The 18,729-nt window shown below is 62.9% G+C and carries 16 protein-coding genes; 5 read left to right on the plus strand and 11 right to left on the minus strand.

Translation table 11 applies throughout. The features are described 5' to 3' along the window. Positions 1-106 precede the first annotated feature (106 nt). Positions 107-1,186 carry an efflux RND transporter periplasmic adaptor subunit gene (locus tag RN346_RS11295; protein ID WP_311961174.1) on the plus strand — a complete coding sequence of 360 codons (1,080 nt, stop codon included), beginning with the start codon at positions 107-109 and terminating at the stop codon, positions 1,184-1,186. Beyond that, complete coding sequence (locus RN346_RS11300; RefSeq protein WP_311961175.1) at positions 1,183-4,296, plus strand: efflux RND transporter permease subunit; 3,114 nt, start codon at positions 1,183-1,185, stop codon at positions 4,294-4,296. Before RN346_RS11295 ends, RN346_RS11300 begins: the two co-directional genes overlap by 4 nt. Positions 4,297-4,347: 51 nt before the next feature. Here the strand turns inward: RN346_RS11300 and RN346_RS11305 are convergent, their stop codons facing one another. Then, on the minus strand, positions 4,348-4,776 hold the full coding sequence (locus tag RN346_RS11305; protein WP_263586707.1) for a DUF3617 domain-containing protein: 429 nt from the start codon (positions 4,774-4,776) through the stop codon (positions 4,348-4,350). 131 nt (positions 4,777-4,907) lie between these two features. On the opposite strand from RN346_RS11305, the gene RN346_RS11310 reads away from it, so the two are divergent. Beyond that, entirely contained in the window at positions 4,908-5,117 is a 210-nt protein-coding gene (locus tag RN346_RS11310) for a CPXCG motif-containing cysteine-rich protein (RefSeq protein ID WP_263586706.1), read from the plus strand. Between the two features lie 47 nt (positions 5,118-5,164). Here RN346_RS11310 and RN346_RS11315 read toward each other — a convergent pair whose 3' ends face one another. From RN346_RS11315 to RN346_RS11330, 4 genes are all read right to left on the minus strand, one after another. Then, entirely contained in the window at positions 5,165-6,010 is an 846-nt protein-coding gene (locus tag RN346_RS11315; protein WP_263586705.1) for an ABC transporter permease subunit, read from the minus strand. Then, a complete protein-coding gene (locus RN346_RS11320) occupies positions 6,007-6,918 on the minus strand; it encodes an ABC transporter permease subunit (RefSeq protein WP_263586704.1) in 912 nt (303 codons plus the stop codon). The genes RN346_RS11315 and RN346_RS11320 overlap by 4 nt, the downstream gene beginning before the upstream one ends. A gap of 24 nt (positions 6,919-6,942) precedes the next feature. Continuing rightward, the gene (locus tag RN346_RS11325) at positions 6,943-8,112 is read right to left on the minus strand and encodes an ABC transporter ATP-binding protein (RefSeq protein WP_263586703.1); all 1,170 of its coding nucleotides are present in this window, start codon (positions 8,110-8,112) and stop codon (positions 6,943-6,945) included. 83 nt (positions 8,113-8,195) lie between these two features. Continuing rightward, positions 8,196-9,296: a polyamine ABC transporter substrate-binding protein gene (locus RN346_RS11330; protein WP_311958283.1), complete on the minus strand. Its 1,101-nt coding sequence runs from the start codon at positions 9,294-9,296 to the stop codon at positions 8,196-8,198. 420 nt (positions 9,297-9,716) lie between these two features. On the opposite strand from RN346_RS11330, the gene ahpC reads away from it, so the two are divergent. After that, entirely contained in the window at positions 9,717-10,280 is a 564-nt protein-coding gene (ahpC, locus tag RN346_RS11335; RefSeq protein WP_263586701.1) for an alkyl hydroperoxide reductase subunit C, read from the plus strand. A gap of 251 nt (positions 10,281-10,531) precedes the next feature. Further along, a complete protein-coding gene (ahpF, locus tag RN346_RS11340) occupies positions 10,532-12,088 on the plus strand; it encodes an alkyl hydroperoxide reductase subunit F (protein WP_311961176.1) in 1,557 nt (518 codons plus the stop codon). A 131-nt stretch (positions 12,089-12,219) separates the two neighbouring features. On the opposite strand, the gene RN346_RS11345 is transcribed toward ahpF, so the two are convergent. Genes RN346_RS11345 through hemA form a run of 6 tightly spaced genes read right to left on the minus strand, consistent with a single transcriptional unit; the run spans position 12,220 to position 18,626 of the window. Beyond that, complete coding sequence (locus tag RN346_RS11345) at positions 12,220-14,034, minus strand: hypothetical protein (protein ID WP_311961177.1); 1,815 nt, start codon at positions 14,032-14,034, stop codon at positions 12,220-12,222. A gap of 37 nt (positions 14,035-14,071) precedes the next feature. After that, positions 14,072-14,824 (minus strand): molybdopterin-synthase adenylyltransferase MoeB, encoded by a 753-nt coding sequence (locus tag RN346_RS11350; protein WP_311961178.1) that lies wholly within the window; start codon positions 14,822-14,824, stop codon positions 14,072-14,074. Continuing rightward, positions 14,821-15,327, minus strand: a complete 507-nt coding sequence (locus RN346_RS11355) for an Lrp/AsnC ligand binding domain-containing protein (protein WP_263586697.1) — start codon at positions 15,325-15,327, stop codon at positions 14,821-14,823. The genes RN346_RS11350 and RN346_RS11355 overlap by 4 nt, the downstream gene beginning before the upstream one ends. 13 nt (positions 15,328-15,340) lie before the next feature. After that, the gene (gene prmC / locus RN346_RS11360) at positions 15,341-16,231 is read right to left on the minus strand and encodes a peptide chain release factor N(5)-glutamine methyltransferase (RefSeq protein ID WP_311961179.1); all 891 of its coding nucleotides are present in this window, start codon (positions 16,229-16,231) and stop codon (positions 15,341-15,343) included. After that, complete coding sequence (prfA, locus tag RN346_RS11365) at positions 16,231-17,319, minus strand: peptide chain release factor 1 (RefSeq protein ID WP_311958287.1); 1,089 nt, start codon at positions 17,317-17,319, stop codon at positions 16,231-16,233. The genes prmC and prfA overlap by 1 nt, the downstream gene beginning before the upstream one ends. Next, positions 17,316-18,626: a glutamyl-tRNA reductase gene (gene hemA / locus RN346_RS11370; protein ID WP_263586694.1), complete on the minus strand. Its 1,311-nt coding sequence runs from the start codon at positions 18,624-18,626 to the stop codon at positions 17,316-17,318. Before hemA ends, prfA begins: the two co-directional genes overlap by 4 nt. Positions 18,627-18,729 lie beyond the last annotated feature (103 nt).

Genomic DNA, 18,729 nt, shown 5'->3' on the forward strand with positions numbered 1-18,729 from the left:
GCGCTGTTTCGGGCAGCGCGGCGAAAGCGTTGCATTAAACGCCGCGCTGAACGACCCTGCGCATGCACTGCGCCCCGAGCTAACACGGCCCTTGACCGAGACCCGTATGCCTGCCCACAACCGCCTTATCGATCTGTTCTTTAGCGTGATCCTCATGCTTGCCCTTGCCCCACCGGCCTTCGCCCAGCCGCTGCCGACCGTCATCGGCCGCTACGCCGAGGCGGGCAACTGGTCGGACCCGCTCGAGGCGCTGGGCACGCTCAGCGCCGATGAAAGCGTGACGCTCGCCGCCACGGTGACCGAGCGCATCGCCGAGATCAATTTCGACGACGGCGAACAGGTCGAGCGCGGACGGCTTTTGATTCGCCTCGACGACGCCGAGGAGCAGGCGCTGTTGCGCGCCGCCCAGGCGCTTGGCGCCGAGCGTGGCAACGCCTTGAATCGCGCCACGCAGCTGCAAAACCGAAACCTCGCCGCTCGCGCCGACGTCGAGGATAGCCAGGCCCGGCAGGATCAGGCCCAGGCCCAGGTGCAGGCCATCGAGGCGCAGCTCAAGGACTACCGGCTGCATGCTCCTTTCAGCGGCCGGGTTGGGCTTAAAGAGTTGAGCGTCGGCGCGCTGGTCACGCCGGGCATGGCGCTGGCCACGCTCGACAAGCTCGACGTCATGAAGCTCGACTTCAGCGTACCGGAAGTGTTTCTCGGCCGTCTCTCGCCGGGGCTCGCGCTCAGCGCCACGACCGCCGCCTACCCGGACGAAGTGTTTGGCGGTGACATCGCCAGTATCGGCACGCGCATCGATCCAGTCACCCGCAGCGTCGACGTACGCGCCCTGCTCGACAACCCCGGGCTGCGCCTTCGCCCCGGGATGCTGATGGAAGTCACCGTACGCCAGCGCCCGCGCGAGGCCATCATCGTTCCCGAAGCGGCGCTGGAGCCCAGCGGCGACCGCCACTACGTCATGCTGATCCACGCAGACGGCGACACTTACCACCTGGAGCGGCGTCAGATCACGATCGGCGAGCGCCGCGTGGGTGAGGTGGAAGTGCTGGAAGGCCTCGACGCTGACGATCTGGTCGTGATCCACGGGCTACAGCTTGCCCGCGATGAGCTGGAAGTGCGCCTGCTCGGCGTCGTCGATGACGACACCGGCGTGCGCGAGCTTCTGGAGGCGGACCGCGGATGAAGCTTTCGGACATCTCGGTTCAGCGCCCGGTCCTGGCGTTGGTCATCGCCGCGCTGATCATTGCGTTTGGCGTGCTGGCGCTGGACCGGCTGCCGCTGCAGGAGTACCCCACCGTCGATCCACCGATCGTCAGTATCGATACCCGCTACCCCGGCGCCTCGGCCAGCGTGGTCGAAACGCGCATTACCCAGGTACTCGAGGATCGCATCGCCGGGGTCGAAGGGATCGAGCTGATTACCTCACAAAGCGAGGATGGCCGCTCGCGTATCGAGATCGAATTCGCGATCACCATGAACATCGACGCCGCGGCCAACGATATTCGCGACCGTATCTCCGGGGCGCTGAGAAATCTTCCCGACGATGCCGACGCGCCGGAAGTGACCAAGGCGGACAGCAGCGAAGAGATCGTGGTGTGGCTGAGTCTATCCGGCGCCGAGTACTCGATCACCGAGCTCACCGACTACGCCAACCGCCAACTGGTCGATAGCCTGTCGGTACAGCCCGGCGTTGCCCGCATTCGCGTGGGCGGCGGGCGCGACTACGCCATGCGCGTCTGGCTCGATCGCAACGCGCTGGCGGCCCGAGGCCTGACCGTGGGCGACATCGAGGATGCCCTGCGCGCCGAAAACGTCGAGCTGCCCGCCGGCTCGCTCGAATCCGCCGACCGCCAGTTCATCGTGCGCCTGCCGCGCGCCTTTGCCACCGCCGAAGACTTCCAGCGCCTGGCGCTGGACCAGGGCGAGAGCGGCTATCTGGTGCGCCTTTCGGATGTCGCCCGCGTCGAGGTGGGCTCGGTGGAGGATCGCTCGGTGTTTCGCGCCAACGGCGTGCCGATGGTGGGCCTTGGGGTGATCATGCAGTCCACTGCCAACGTGCTGGCGCTGTCCGAGGCGGTGCAGGGAGAGCTTGAACGGCTGCAGCAAACCCTGCCGGACGGCATGACGCTCGAACTCAACTACGACGCCTCGCTGTTCGTCGCCGGCGCCATCGACCAGGTCGTTTCGACGCTGTTCATCGCCATGGCGCTGGTGGTCGTGGTCATCTTTCTTTTTTTGGGCAACCTTCGCACCACGCTCGTGCCCGCCGTCACCGTACCCATCGCGGTCATCGGCGCCTTTACGGCGCTGGCGGTCATGGGCTTTTCGATCAACCTGCTCACGCTCCTGGCGCTGGTGCTCGCCATCGGCCTGATCGTCGATGATGCCATCGTGGTGCTCGAGAACATCAACCGGCGCATGTTCGAGTACGGCGAGACCCCGCTGGTCGCCGCCTACCGCGGTACCCGTCAGATCGGCTTTGCGGTGATTGCCACGACTTTGGTGCTGGTCGCGGTGTTCGTGCCCTTGAGCATGCTTCAGGGCGATATCGGCCGGCTGTTCTCCGAGTTCGCCCTGACCATGGCCGCGGCGGTGGTGTTCTCGACGCTTTTGGCTCTGACGCTCACGCCGATGATGGCCTCGAAAATTCTCAAGCCCGGCATGCACGAAAGCACCATCGGCCGCGGCGTGCAGCGGCTTTTGAGCGCCACCCAGCGCCTTTACCGGCGCGTGCTGCTGCTGACGCTCAAACTGCGCTGGCTGGTGGTGGCGCTGTTTTTACTGTTGATCGCCGCCACCGCCTGGCTTGCCTCGATTCTTCCGAGCGAATACACCCCCCAGGAGGATCGCGGCAACTTCATCGTGCTGGTCAACGGCCCGGAAGGCGCCACCTTCGAGTACATGATGGACTACATGGACGAGATCGAAGCGCGACTCGACCCCTTTCTGGAAAGCGGCGAGTTCGAGCGCGTGGTAGTGCGCGCGCCGCGCGGCTTTGGCAACATCGAAAACTTCAACAGCGGCTTTCTGATCATCGACATGGCGCCGTGGGGCACGCGGCGAAGCGCCTGGGCGATCATGAACGAGGTGCGCGAGACGCTCGCCACGCTCCCCGGTGTGCGCGCCTTCCCGGTGATGCGCCAGGGGTTTGGCCAGCGCACTCAAAAGCCGCTGCAGTTCGTGCTCGGCGGCGGCTCTTATGAAGAGATCGCCGGCTGGCGCGATACGCTGCTGGAGCACGTGCGCCGCGACAATCCGCGCCTGACCGCGCTTGAAAGCGACTATGACGAAACTCAGCCGCAGCTTCGCGTGGAAATCGACTACGCCCGCGCCGCAAGCCTCGGCGTGACGGTCAGCGAGATCGGCCGCACCCTCGAGGTGCTGCTCGGCGGGCGCAACGTCACCCGCTACGTCGATGACGGTGAGGAGTACGACGTCATCGTCGAAGGCGACCGGGCGCGGCAAAACAGCCCCCGCGCGCTGGACAACGTCCAGGTGCGTTCGCGCCGGAGCAACGAGCTGATTCCGCTCTCGAGTCTGGTGACGCTCTCCGACTTCGCCGGCGCCAGCACGCTCAACCGCTTCGACCGCGTGCGCTCGATCACTATCGAGGCGAACCTGGCCGATGGTTACACCCTCGGCGAGGCGATCACCTACCTGCAGCAAGCGGACGATGAGCTGCTGCCCGAGGCGGCCCAAACCAGCCTGGCCGGGCCCTCGCGGGACTATCAGGCGGCCAGTGGCGCCACGACCTTTTTGCTGGTGCTTGGCGCGGTGGTGGTGTTTCTGGTGCTGGCGGCGCAGTTCGAGAGCCTTATCCACCCGCTGGTGATCATGCTGACCGTCCCGCTGGCCATGAGCGGCGCGCTGCTCGCCCTGCTGCTCACCGGTCAGTCACTGAATATCTACAGCCAGGTGGGGCTGGTGCTGCTGATAGGGCTGGCGGCGAAAAACGGTATTCTGATCGTCGAGTTCGCCAACCAGCTGCGCGACGAAGGCGCCGCGTTTCGCGAGGCGCTCGTGGAGGCCTCGGTCACCCGCCTTCGCCCCATTCTGATGACCGCGATCACCACCATGGCAGGTGCCGTGCCGCTGATTCTCTCGACGGGGCCGGGGGCGGAGTCGCGCCTGGTGATCGGCACGGTGATCATGGCCGGCGTCGGGGCGGCCACGCTGTTTACGCTTTTGGTCGTGCCGGTGGCGTATGATCTGCTCGCCCGCCACACCGGCTCGCCCAACGCGGTCAAGCGCCGTTTGGAGGCGGAGATCGCCGCCGCCGACCGGCGTGTTTGAGGCCAACGAAAAAGGCGCCGAAAGGCGCCTTTTTCAATCACTCGTCAACGCTTAACCACAGTCGCCGACGCGCTCGCCTTCGATGGTGGTGTCCATCGTGAGTGCGCCCATCGGGGACTCGGTCACAATCGTGACGGTGCCATCTATCTGCTCGCCCATAAAGCTCATTTCGCCGTCGATGGTCGCCTGGCCACCGTCGGCGCTGCAGGCCATGTTGTAGGAGAGACCGTCAGCGTTCATCTCCTGGCTCAAGAGCTCGCAGCCCTGCTCTTCCTCGATCAGGCCGAATTCGGCGCTGTCGAGCTCTTCCTGAGTGATGCACTGACGCTCGGTTTCGGTTTGATCCGGAATATCCATATCGCCGCTTACGCTGGTCACGCTGACGAACTCCCACTCGCCCGGCGTTACGTTCGGCGTCTCTGCCAGAGCCGTCATCGGGAGGGCCAGCGCGGCCGCCACTACCATGTAACGTTTCATCATCGTTGTCTCACCTGTTGATCGAAAAACCGCCGACCCATCCTACCTGATTCTGGCGACCGGCGCCCACCCGGGCTCTGCTACACTGAATCCACCCGTGTTGTGCACGCCCTCACCCTTTGCGAGAGATCCTCATGGACGACGAAGCCCTCATCGAACACGATTTCGACTGCCCCTACTGCGCCACGGCGCTGACCTTCATAATCGACACGTCCCAGGGCAGCCACACCACCTGGGAGGATTGCCACCGCTGCTGCGCACCGATTCAGGTGCAGGTGGTCATGTCGCCGATGACCGGTGAGATCGACGCGATCACCACCGGGCGCGACGACGACGTACTTTGACGATGAAGTGCCTTGACGATGAAGTGCCTTGACGTCGCTGCTTGCCTTTACTCGGCGCTTTGGGCTTCCCGAATCAGCATGAGCCGGCGCTTCTCGCTTCGCCGCATGACGTACCAGGCGAGCAGCGTAGCGATCGCCACGATCAAGATGATCAGCGTCGCCAGCGCGTTGATCTTCGGCGACACGCCAAGGCGCACCGAGGAAAACACCACCATCGGCAGCGTATTCGCCCCGGGCCCGGACACGAAACTTGCGATCACCAGATCATCCAGCGACAGCGTAAAGGCCAGAAGCCACCCGGCGACCAGCGCCGGTGAGATCACCGGCAGCGTAATGCAAAAAAAGGTCTTTAGCGGCGGTGAACCCAGATCCATCGCCGCCTCCTCGATCGAGCGGTCCATTTCGCGAAGCCGCGCGGCCACCACCACCGCCACGTAGGCGCTACAAAACGTGGTATGGGCGATCCAGATCGTCGCCATGCCGCGATCCGCCGGCCAGCCGGTCAGTTGGGCCATCTGAACGAACAGCAGCAACAGCGAAAGCCCCGTGATCACCTCCGGCATCACCAGCGGCGCGGTCACCATGCTCGAAAGCGCGGTCTTGCCGCGAAAGCGCCCGAACCGAGTCATCACGAAGGCCGCAACGGTGCCCAGACACACCGCCATGCTGGCGGCGAAAAAGGCGATCTTGAGGCTCGTCCATACCGCTTCGAGGATCTGGCGATCCTCGAACAGCGCCCCGTACCACTGGGTGGAGAACCCGGCCCACACCGTGACCAGTCTGGAGGAGTTGAACGAATAGACCACCAGCACGGCCATCGGCAAATAGAGAAACAGAAGCCCGATGACCAACATGACCGTCGTGAACGAAGGAACGCGCGGCTTGACACTCATTTTTCGAGCTCCCGGGACTGATAGCGGTGAAACCAGACGATGGGCACGAGCAGCAGTAGCAGCATCACCATCGCCAGCGCCGAGGCAACCGGCCAGTCGCGGTTAAGGAAAAACTCCTCCCACAACACCTTACCGATCATCAACGTATCCGGCCCGCCGAGAAGCTCGGGGATCACGAACTCCCCCACCGCCGGAATGAACACCAGCATCGACCCCGCGATGATCCCGCCCATGGAGAGCGGCAGCGTCACCTTGATGAAGGTATTGAGCCTGCGCGAGCCCAGGTCCGCCGCCGCCTCCAGCAGCGCGTTATCGAGGCGCGTGAGGTGTGCGTAAAGCGGTAGCACCATGAAGGGCAGGTAGGCGTAAACGATACCGACCACCACGGCAAAGCGGGTGTTCATCATTCGAAGCGGCGACTCGATCACGCCAAGGCCAAGCAACAGGTTATTGATCAGTCCGCTGTTGCTCAAAATGCCCATCCAGGCATAAACGCGGATGAGAAACGACGTCCAGGAGGGCAGCATCACCAACAGTACCAGCACCAGCTGCCAACGAAGCGGCGCCCGCGCCATGGCGTAGGCCATCGGGTAGCCCAACAGCAGACACGCAACGGTCGAGATGAACGCCGTCTTGATCGACCCCCAGTACGCCGCGGCGTAGAGCGAATCGGAGAGCAGGAACAGGTAATTGCCCAGGTTGAGAAACACGTGCAGCACCTGGTCGCTGTACTCGATCAGCGGGCCAAACGGCGGGATGGCCACCATCGACTCCGCCAGGCTGATTTTCAGCACCAGTACAAAGGGCAATAAAAAGAACAGCGTCAGCCATAAAAGCGGCAGCGCGATGACCGCGCGGCGGCCTAGCTGCAGGCGCTTCAAACGCGTCGCGATGTCAAACGACTTCATCAGGGGCGCTCCTAAAACCACGCATTAGCGGTTAAGCACGATGGCGCTGTGATCTTCCCAGTAGACGTACACGCTGTCTTCCCAGGTGGGCCGATCCCCGCGACGCTCGACGTTGGCCATGCTCGCTTTGATGATCTGATTTGATGCGGTACGCACGTAATAAAGCGAGTAGCCGCCCAGGTAGGCGATATCGTCGACCTTACCCGCCTCCCAGTTGTAAGCCCCTTCAGGCTTTTCACGCGACAGCCAGATTTTTTCCGGACGCAGCGCCGCCCACACGCGCCGGTCAACGGCCTGGGTGGTGATACCGTGGTCGATGTAAATCGGTCGCGACAACATTGGCGTCTCGATGGTGCAGTGATCGGCAGCATCCGCCACGATCTCGCCCTCGAATAGATTCACCGTGCCGACGAACTCCGCCACCATGCGACTCGCCGGGCTTTCGTAGATATCCACCGGCGAGCCCACCTGTTCGATCCAGCCGTCGGCCATGATCGCCACGCGGTCCGCCATGGTCATCGCCTCTTCCTGATCATGGGTGACCATGATGCAGGTCACGCCGACCTGTTCGATGATCTCGACCACCTCGAGCTGCATTTCGGTGCGAAGCTTTTTATCCAGTGCCCCCATCGGTTCGTCGAGCAGCAGAAGCCTTGGCCGCTTGGCCAGCGAGCGCGCCAGCGCCACCCGCTGACGCTGGCCGCCGGAGAGCTGGTGCGGTTTGCGCTTGGCAAAACGCTCCATGTGCACGAGCTTGAGCATTTGCGTGACCCGCTCGTCGATATCTGCCTTCGAGAGCTTGTCCTGCTTGAGCCCAAAGGCGATGTTCTGCGCCACGTTCATGTGGGGAAAGAGCGCGTAGGATTGAAACATCATGTTGATCGAGCGCTTGTGCGGTGGCGTTCGCGTGATGTCCTCACCGCCGAGCAGAATGCTGCCCTCGGACGGCGTCTCGAACCCCGCCAGCATGCGTAAAAGCGTCGACTTGCCAGAGCCGGAGCCGCCCAACAGCGCAAAGATCTCGCCGCGCTTGACCTCGAGATTGACGGTATCCACCGCCAACGCATCATCGAAGCGCTTGCTCAGACGCTTGACCTGCAGCACGACGTCCTCGGCAAAGCGCGGGGTCTTACCGGCGGTACGCGTAGCGCTTGACTCCGGCGTGGTGTCCTTCGACGGGGTCGTCGTGTCCATGCCCACTCCTAAAAAGGGCCTGAGAGCAGGCCCTGACGATAAAGCGCGGGCAGCTCACCTGCCCGCCGTTTGAACGGCGCGCCTTAGCGGCCGGATTTGACCCGGTTCCAGATACGCGTGCGCTGACGCTGGAAATTTTGCGGCATGTCGCGGGCGACATACAGGTTCTGCATCACCTCGGTTTCCGGGTAGATCGCCGGGTCGTTCAGGATCTCCTCATCGACGTAGGCATCAGCGGCGGCATTGGGGTTGGCGTAGCTGACATAGTCGGTGATCTCGGCGGCAATTTCCGGGTCGAGAATGAAGTTGATGAAGGCGTGGGCGTTTTCCGGATTCGGCGCGTCGGCCGGCACGGCCATGACGTCGAACCAGAGTGCAGCGCCCTCTTTCGGAATGGTGTAGCCGATCTCGAAATCGCGTCCGGCTTCCTCGGCGCGCTCGGCGGCCTGGAAAATATCGCCGGAGTAGCCCGCCGCCACGCAAATATCGCCATTGGCGAGATCGGAAATGTAGCGCGACGAGTGGAAATAGGTGATGTCGTCCCGGACGCTTGCGATCACTTCGCCGGCGGCGTCGAGATCGTCGGTGCTGTCGCTGATCGGATTGAGGCCCAGATACGCCATCGCCGCGGGCAGCATCTCTTCGCCGGTATCGAGCATGGAAATGCCGCAGCCGGCCTCACTGAGCGCGCCGGTGATTTCCGGGTCGAACAGCAGCGCCCAGCTGTCGAGCGGCGCATCGTCGCCCAGAATCTCGGTGACGCGCTCGACGTTATAGCCGATGCCGTTGGTGCCCCACATGTAGGGAATCATGTACTCGCTTTGCGAGTCGATGGCTTCCAGATTCTCCATCAGCTCCGGATTGAGGTTCTCCAGATTCGGCAGCGCACTCTTGTCCAGCGGCTGGTATACGCCGGCCTGGCGCTGGCGCGAGAAGAAGTGCGAGGAAGGAACGACCACATCGTAGCCGGAGCGGCCAGCCAGCAGCGCAGCATCGAGGGTTTCGTTGCTGTCGTAAACGTCGTAGGTGACGTCGATGCCGGTGCGCTCGGTGAACTTCTCGAGGGTTTCCGGCGCAATGTAGTCGGACCAGTTATAGATGCGCACCTCAGCAGCGTGAGCGCTCGCCGCTGCAACGCAGGAAAAGGCCGCAACGGCCGCGGAAAGCTTGTGGATGTTCCCCATCAGGTGGCTCCTTGTAGAAATCATGAAAGACCAGGGCGGCTATCCGCGCGCCTTGCCCGGGCGGCGGAGGTATCGCCTGATGGCCGATAGCTGTGCCAACACTCAAATTAGCACCTGCTCGTCGCCTGGCAATTTTTTGCGCCGGGAATTCTGCGCGGCTGGCTCCCCCACCGCAAGGGCTGGCCAAAAAATTGTTGCATTACTAACGCCTCGACCCCACCTACGTCTGGTGACGGCGTAGCCGGGCGGCTTTGAGAGGCGCTCGAAGTACCTTGAACGAGCACGCTATCGATAAAGGCGCTTGCGATAGCATGAGACTATGGATGATATGTCCATTCTCAATTTTAGCTATCAGCCGTTCGCCGTTAGTATGATACCCGTATTCAGAAGCCACTACCCAATCACTTGGAGACGATCTTAATGTCCTTGATCAACACCGAAGTTAAACCGTTTAAAGCGACTGCTTACCTCAATGGTGAGTTCATCGACGTTACAGAGGCCGATTTGAAAGGCCAGTGGTCCATTTTCTTCTTCTACCCGGCCGATTTCACGTTCGTTTGCCCGACCGAGCTTGGTGACCTGGCCGATAACTACGAAGAGTTCAAAAAGCTGGGTGTGGAAATCTACAGCGTGTCGACCGACACCCACTTCACCCATAAAGCGTGGCACGACAGCTCCGAGACCATCGGCAAACTTCAGTACCCGATGATCGCCGATCCGACGCTGAAAATTTCGCGCAACTTCGAAGTGCTGATCGAAGAAGACGGCTTGGCCGAGCGCGGCACCTTCGTCGTCGACCCGGACGGTAAGGTTCAGATCGTCGAGATCAACGCCGGCAACATCGGCCGTAACGCCGAGGAACTGCTGCGTAAAGTGAAGGCCGCCCAGTACGTTCGCGAAAACCCGAACGAAGTGTGCCCGGCCAAGTGGAAAGAAGGCGAAGAGACGCTGGCTCCGTCGCTGGATCTCGTTGGCAAAATCTAACGCCAACCCGCCGATTCGCCTGAACGCGTTTACCGTTTCGTGATGAATCGGCCTGCACCCGGGCCCTGCCCGGGTGCATCGTTTTAAGCCCTCGAAAATAGTGCCTCCAGGGCTTAAAACGCTCCTTGTATTCGAAACATCTATCCGAAACATCGCTCGATTTTTTAACCGCTTGTATTGCTCCCGTGAAGGCCTTTCAGGCCTGCCATCGGTCGAGCCCAATCAACGCCGATTGCGAGGACCCCACTGTCATGTTGGACGCCAATTTAAAAAGTCAGTTGAAAGCTTATCTGGAAAAGGTGACTCAACCGTTCGAGATCGTTGCGTCCCTCGATGACGGTGCCAAGTCAAAAGAGCTGCTCGGCCTGTTGGAAGACATCAAGAGTCTGACCGACAAGATCACCCTGCATACCGACGGCCAGGACGCACGCACGCCGTCGTTTGCCATCAACCGCCCCGGCGAAGAGACCGGCGTGGTTTTCGCCGGTATCCCCATGGGCCACGAGTTCACCTCGCTGGTGCTGGCACTGCTGCAGGTGGGCGGCCATCCGCCCAAGACCGCACAGGAAACGCTTGATCAGATCAAGGCGCTCGACGGCGAGATGCGCTTCGAGACCTACTATTCGCTTTCGTGCCAGAACTGCCCTGACGTCGTTCAGGCGCTGAACCTGATGGCGATCTTCAACCCGAACGTCCACCACGTGGCCATCGACGGCGCGCTGTTTCAGGACGAGGTCGAAGCGCGTGAAATCATGTCGGTGCCGAGCGTCTATCTCAACGGCAAGCCCTTCGATCAGGGCCGCATGACCATCGAGCAGATTCTTGCCAAGGTGGACACCGGTGCGGCCGAGCGCGACGCGAAGAAACTCAGCGAGAAAGCCGCCTTCGATTCGCTGGTCATCGGCGGCGGCCCCGCCGGCGCCTCGGCGGCGATCTACTCGGCGCGCAAGGGCATCAATACCGGCATCGCCGCCGAGCGCTTCGGCGGCCAGGTGGTCGACACCCTCGGTATCGAGAATTTCATCTCGGTCTCCTACACCGAAGGCCCCAAGCTGGTCGCGGCACTCGAGCAGCACGTCAACGACTACGACGTCGACGTGATGAATCTGCAGCGTGCAAGCCACTTCAAGGCCGCCGAGGTCGAGGGCGGGCTGCACGAAGTGACGTTCGAGTCCGGCGCCACGCTCAAGAGCAAGACGCTGGTGCTGGCCACCGGCGCACGCTGGCGCGAAATGAACGTGCCCGGCGAGCGCGAGTACCGTAACAAGGGCGTAGCCTACTGCCCCCACTGCGACGGCCCGCTGTTCAAGGGCAAGCACGTCGCCGTGATCGGCGGCGGTAACTCCGGCGTCGAAGCGGCGATCGATCTGGCCGGTATCGTCGGTCACGTCACGCTGGTCGAGTTCATGGGCGAAATGCGCGCCGACGCGGTGCTGCAGAAAAAGCTCAAGAGCCTGCCCAACGTCGACATCATCCTCAACGCCCAGTCCACCGAGGTGACCGGCGACGGCAGCCGCGTCAACGGCCTGATCTACAAGGACCGCAACACCGACGAGACCAAACACGTCGCGCTCGAGGGCATCTTCGTCCAGATCGGGCTGGTGCCGAACACCGAGTGGCTAAAAGGCTCACCAATCGAAATGTCGCCCCACGGCGAGATCATCGTCGACGCCCACGGCATGACTTCCGTGCCCGGCGTGTTCGCCGCCGGCGACGCCACCACTGTGCCCTACAAGCAGATCGTCATCGCCATGGGCGAAGGCGCGAAGGCCTCACTGGGTGCCTTTGACTATCTGATTCGGAACTGATCGATTCAGAATTGCGAAGCGCGAAGGGGTATTTCGCCCCTTCCCTTGTTCGACGTAAAAAAGCCCGCTCAAAGCGGGCTTTTTTACGCTTAAATCTCAAGACCGAGCGCTTCCCTGATCCCTGAGCTTGCTCAAACCTGACTCTGGTCGTGGGCACTCTGCTTCAAATAGTGCAGCAAATATGCTACGAACCCGGAAAGATAGTGCTCGACATCGTCGATGCGCACGCGAAAGCTGTGGTGGCGGATGAAGAAGCTGCCTTCGACGCGTTCCGGGCGCTGGAAGAACATCGCAAGCTCAGGCCAGAAGTGGCCGTTGAGCAGGTAGTGGGCGCGCGTCTCCAGCGCCCGGTAGAAGCGCTCGACGTCGATCAGCGCTATAAGATGGCGATGCTCGGGTGTGGCCTGCAGGCGCGCAATCATCTTGTGCGCTGCCATCATCAGCTCCAAAAGCGTGGGGAAGGTGGTAATCCGCCCCTCCACAAAGCCCAGGTACCCGGCGACGTTTTGAAGCCCGAAGCGGTAGTAGCGCTCATCAGGCCGGTAAAGTGTTAACTCATTGACGCAGTAGCTCAGCCAGTGATCGTGCGCTTTCCAGTGCTCCTGGGCGATGAAGTACTCAAAAGCGCGCTCGACGACCTCGAGCCAGCGGGCATCTCGGGTCAAGCCGTACAGGCGCATCAGCCCGAACGCCGCTTCGCCATCGTAGTAGATGATACGAAACGCCTCCTTGACGCTGAGGTCGGATGCGTTCAACACATGATTGAAGCCACCGCTTTCGAGCTGACACTGGCGGATACCGAGCGCCACCTCTTCCATTAGCGGCAGGTACTGCTCGTCACCACTCAGCTCGGTGTATTTCGAAAGCGCCAACAGCGTGACGCCACTGCCGCCAAGCTTGATCTCGCCGTTGTCCTCCAGCAGGTACGTCACCTGCTCGCCGCGATGCGTAAAGCGTTTCAAAAGCCGCGTGGTGAGGTGCGAAAGCGCGGCGTCGATCGCGCGCTTAAGCGACGCGCTTTGGGTCACCTCCCAGGCTTCGAGCATGCTGTAGATACTGCTGGCGTGGCGCAGGGTGTTGTAGCCGTTCACCTGCCGATCAAAACAGGGGTGCAGGCCATAGATAAAGCGCCCGCTCGGCTCGACCTGATCGGCGAGAAATTCGCTTGCGCGCTCGATCAGCGTACGTGTGATCTCGGGCGTGAGTGTTTCGATGACGCGCCGGCCAGTGTCGCGTCCTTCCTCGCCACCGGAGTAGCCGTGTAAACGCCGCACAGGCTGGTCGGCGGTCACCAGAAGCGCATCGGTGGTAAAGGTGAACACGCGCTGGTGGGGGCCGAAATCGATCTCCGTTTTGGTGCCAAAGCGCTCGCGGGCGTAGCGCAGGAAGTTTTTCTGATTGAGCTCGGCGTGGGGCACCTTGACGCCCTGATAGAGCATGGCGTTGGCGTTAAGCTCCTGCTCGAGAAAGGCGCGCTGGCACCCGCCGTCCAGCGCGATGCCGCGGCGAAAGTAATTACGCTTGTGCTTTTTGAGCTCGGCGGCCAGGCTCTCCCAGGTGTACTCGGCAAGCTCGCGCGTCCAGTCAAGGCGCAGCCAGCGTACCGCCGCCTGTTCGCTCAATTTTCCGGCGAGCGTCTCACTCAGCGCTTGCCAATGCTCGCTATCCGCCACGCCGTAGGCGTTGACTACAATGGCGCGGTGGGTGGCATCGGTGACGGACACGAACAGATGAAGCGGCGCATCCAGCGGGCCTTCCAACGCCTCGTCGAGCGCCAGGCGCGCGCGCTCGAGGGCGTCGCTCAGCGCCACTGTCGCAACGCCGCTCTGCCTTGAAGCCGTTTTCAACACCGGCACTTGAAACGCTGGCGCCACCTGCTTTTTCTTCCTTGCACGCTGAGCACGCCTGGCCTGACCAAGACTTTTCGAGCCGGTAGATTTCGCCATGATTCACCCTTTTATCGTTGTACGCTGCGATGCCGAATTATCGCGGCCCGCACACCGGGCAGGCCGGATCGCGGGGGACCTGAAAGTGGCGCCAAGTGCCGCGCAGCCCGTCGAAGGTGGAGAGCCCACGGTGTACCTGGCCCGCGCCGCTTAAAAGCTTGACTGCCTCCAGCGCCTGGAACGCGCCGATGACGCCGACCAGCGGCGCGATGACGCCGCTGTCGGCGCAGCTCGGTGCTTCATCGCCGCCTTCACCCGGCGGGTAGAGGCAGGCGTAGCAAGGGCTTTTAACGTCGCGCGGGTCGAACACGGCGAGCTGGCCGGAGAAGCGGATCGCCGCGCCGGATACCAGCGCCACGCCCGCCGCCTGGCAGGCGACGTTGATCGCGTAGCGGCTGGAGAAGCGGTCGGTGCAGTCGAGCACGACATCAAAGGTGGCGGCGAGCGTGGCGAGCTCGGCCTCGCTCAGGTGGTGCTCGATGGCGGTAATCTCGCACTGCGGATTGAGCGCGGCCATGCTGTCGCTTGCCGAAACCGCTTTGTTACGACCGATGTCGGCGTTTTGGTGGGCGATCTGGCGCTGCAGGTTGGAGAGTTCGACGGTGTCAGCGTCGGCAATCGTAAGGTGACCCACGCCCGCAGCGGCCAGATAGAGCGCCACCGGCGAGCCAAGCCCGCCAGCGCCGACGATCAGCGCGCGGGCATCGAGCAGGCGCTGCTGGCCGTCGATATCGACCTCGTCGAGCATGATGTGGCGGCTGTAGCGCAAAAGCGCCTGGTCATCCATCATGGTCCCTTCTCCTCGAACTCGCTGACCTCCGGCACGTGCAGGCTGAAGCTCTCCTTGACCTCCTCCATCACCACGTAGCTTTTGGACTCCTTGACGCCAGGCAGCGTCAGTACGACGTCGCCCAGAAGCTGCCGGTAGGCGGACATTTCCGGAATCCGGCACTTCAAAATGTAGTCGAACTGCCCGGACACCAGATGACACTCCTGGATCTGGGGCAGCGTTTCCACCGCGCGGCGAAACTCGTCGAACACCGCCGGCGACTGGGTCTCCAGACTGATCTCGACGAACACCAACAGGTTCGCCTTGAGCGCCTGCGGGTCGAGCATCGCCTTGTAGCCGCGAATGACGCCGGCGCGCTCCAGACGCTTGACGCGCTCCAAACACGGCGTGGTCGAAAGCCCGACCTCGGCGGCGAGATCCACGTAGGAGATACGCGCGTTGTCCTGCAGCACGCGCAGAATCCGTAAATCGATGCGATCCAGCGCCTTGTTTTTGGTTTTCATGCGCGTTTCATCTTCATGAGTGTTCGCCTTGGTAATTCTTCGCGCCCTCGATCGACGCCGGCATCCGCCCCAGCGTGACCCGCGCGTGCCCGCCCAGATCGACGAGGCTCTCGACGTCCAGGTAGCCCGCGCTTGAAAGCGCCTGACGCACTGCATCGGCCTGACGATAGCCGTGCTCCAGCAGCAGCCATCCGCCCTGCTCGAGATATTCACGGGCGCAGCACACCAAATGAAGCAGATCGGCAAGGCCTTCGCCCGCCGCCACCAGTGCCGAGCGCGGCTCGAAGCGCACGTCGCCCTGGCTCAGGTGCGGGTCGGCTTCGTCGATATAGGGCGGGTTGCTGACGATGATATCAAAGCGCGGCGCGACGTCTTCCTGCGCGAGAGCCTCGAACCAGTCACTCTGGATGAAGTTGGCGTTTTCGAGCGCCAGCCGCGCGGCATTTTGTTCGGCAAGGGCCACGGCATCAATACGCAGGTCGAGTCCGCTCACCTGCCAGTTTGGGCGCTCGCTGGCAAAGGCGAGCGCAATGGCGCCGGTGCCCGTGCCCAGATCCAGAAACTGGCCGCTGGCGGCGCCGGCGCGCGCAAGCGCCGCCTCGACCAGGGTTTCGGTGTCCGCCCGCGGGATCAGCGTATGGCGCGAGGTCAAAAGGGGCAGCCCCCAGAACTCGCGCTCGCCGGTCAGGTACGCCACCGGCTCGCCCTGAGCACGGGCAGCGATGAGCGCCTCGAAGCGCGCCCGCGCCCAAGGCTCGCAGTCGCGGTCGCCCCAGGTGTAGAGCCAGGTCAGCTCGCAGCCGGCGGCGTGCATCATCAAAAGCTCGGCGTCGCGCCGGGGCGAGGGCGAGCCCGCGTCCGCAAGGCGTTTGGCCGCCGCGTTCAACAGCGCATCGAAAGTCATCAGGCGTCCTGAAGGGCGGAAAGCTGCTCGGCCTGATACTCGTGAATCAGCGGCTCGACCACGTCATCGAGCTGCTCACCGCTGACCACATCCAGCAGTTTATAGAGCGTCAGGTTGATGCGGTGATCGGTGATACGCCCCTGAGGGAAGTTGTAGGTGCGGATACGCTCGCTGCGATCGCCGGAGCCGACCAGGGAGCGGCGCGCGTCTGCCTGTTCCTGGCGTTGGGAATCCACGGCGTTTCGCTTGAGCTTGGCGGCGAGCAGCGACATCGCCTTGGCGCGGTTTTTATGCTGGCTGCGCTCCTCCTGACACTCCACGACCACGCCGGTGGGCAGGTGGGTGATGCGAATCGCCGAATCCGTGGTGTTGACGTGCTGGCCGCCGGCGCCGCTGGAGCGGTAGGTATCCACGCGCAGATCCGACGGATTGATGTCGATGTCGCCAACGTCATCCACCTCGGGCATCACCGCCACGGTGCAAGCGGAGGTGTGGATTCGCCCCTGGGATTCGGTGGCGGGCACACGCTGCACACGGTGCGCGCCGGACTCGAACTTGAGCCGGGCATAGACGCCGTCGCCCTTCACCCGGGAGATCACCTCTTTATAGCCGCCCTGCTCCCCGTGGCTGGCGCTGACGATCTCCACCCGCCAACCGCGCTTTTCTGCGTAGCGTGAATACATGCGAAACAGATCGCCGGCAAAAATCGCCGCCTCGTCGCCGCCGGTGCCGGCGCGCACTTCCAGATACACGCCACGGTTATCATCCGGGTCCCTGGGCACCAGCAGGCGCTTGAGTTCGACCTCGAGAGCCTCGCGCTGCTCGCGGCCCTCCATCAGCTCCATCTCCGCCAGCTCACGCATTTCCGGGTCGCTGTCGCCGCTCAAGGCCTCGGCGGTGGCGATGTTCTCTTCGACCTCGCGGTAGCGCTGCCAGGCCGCGACCAGCTCCTCGAGCTCTGCGTACTCGCGGGAGTAGTCGCGAAAGCGCTGCTGGTCGTTGATGACTTCGGGCTCGGAGAGCAGCATCGCAAGCTCTTCGAAGCGGTCGGCAAAACTGTCCAAACGTTGGCGCAACGTCTCTTTCATGCGGGCGTATCATCCTTCTGGCGTTTAGCCGAGGGCGCGGGCTTCTCAAACGCGGGTTTTGGGGAAAGCAAAACGCGCGGCGCCGCGCTCAGCACTGCGTGATCTTCTTCGGAGGCCGCTTTGCGAAGGGCCAACGTCGGCTGGTGCATGAAGCGGTTGGCGAGCTGATGGGCAAGGCGCTCGACCACTTTTGCCGGGTCTTCGCCGCGGGCCAGGCGTTCGAGCGCCTGGTCGCGGCTTTCGTCGCGAAGCGCTTCGCCGTGGCGGCGGTAGTCGCGGATCAGCTCGCCGCCGCCGCGCACTCGGCGCTCCTGCTCCCAGCTTCCCACGCCGTGTTCGATCAGCGATTCGGCCTGGTCGGCGGCCACCTGGCGGTGGCGGCGATTCTCTTCGATCACCTCCTCGAGGTCATCGACGGTATATAAAAAGACGTCGGCAAGCTCACCCACCTCCGGCTCGATATCCCGGGGCACGGCAATATCGACCATGAACACCGGCCGGTGGCGGCGCTTTTTTAGCGCTCGTTCGACCATGCCCTTGCCCAGAATCGGCAGCGGCGAAGCGGTCGAGGAGATGACGATGTCGGCGTGTTCGAGCGCCGCCGGAATCTCCGGCAGCGTGATCGCCTCGCCGCCCAAACTCGAGGCCACGTTCATGGCGCGCTCGCGGGTGCGGTTGGCCACGGTGAGTTTGCGCACGCCAGCCTCGCTCAGATGGCGTGCCACAAGCTCAATGGTTTCGCCGGCGCCGATCAGAAGCGCACTTGCCCGGCCGAAGTCGTCGAAAATGCGGCTCGCCATGCTGACGGCGGCGTAGGCGACCGACACCGGGTTCTTGCCGATGCCGGTTTCAGTGCGCACCTGTTTGGCCACGGCGAACGTGTGCTGGAAAAGACGCTCGAGCTCGCCGCCAAGGCCCCGGGCCTCGCGCGCCTGCTGATACGCATCCTTTAGCTGGCCGAGAATCTGGGGCTCGCCGAGCACCATCGAATCGAGCCCTACGGCCACGCGCATCAGATGGCGGGCGGCGGCGGCGTCGAGATAGTGATAGGCGCAGCGAGTCAGATCCTCGACGTTCAGGCCGTGAAAGCGGCCCAGCCAGTCGAGCACCGCGCGCTCGCCGGCGGCGTCAGTAACGCAGTAGAGTTCGGTGCGATTGCAGGTCGAGAGCACCGCCGCCTCGTGAATGTTCGGCAGACAGCGAAGCTCGCCCAACGCGCTTTCGAGCTGCGTAGGGGTAAAGGCTACCTGCTCACGCACGGCAACGCTTGCGGTGCGGTGATTGATTCCCAGGGCAAGAAGCGTCATGCGTTATGCGTCTTCGCTAGTGGATCGGTCGTGGATAAACGGCGGCTCGACTCTTGAGCGGGCGAGTCCTTTGAGCGTCAAACGCTCGACAGTGGCGAAACCG

The organism is Halomonas sp. PAMB 3232 (assembly GCF_031954225.1).
Lineage (GTDB): Bacteria > Pseudomonadota > Gammaproteobacteria > Pseudomonadales > Halomonadaceae > Vreelandella.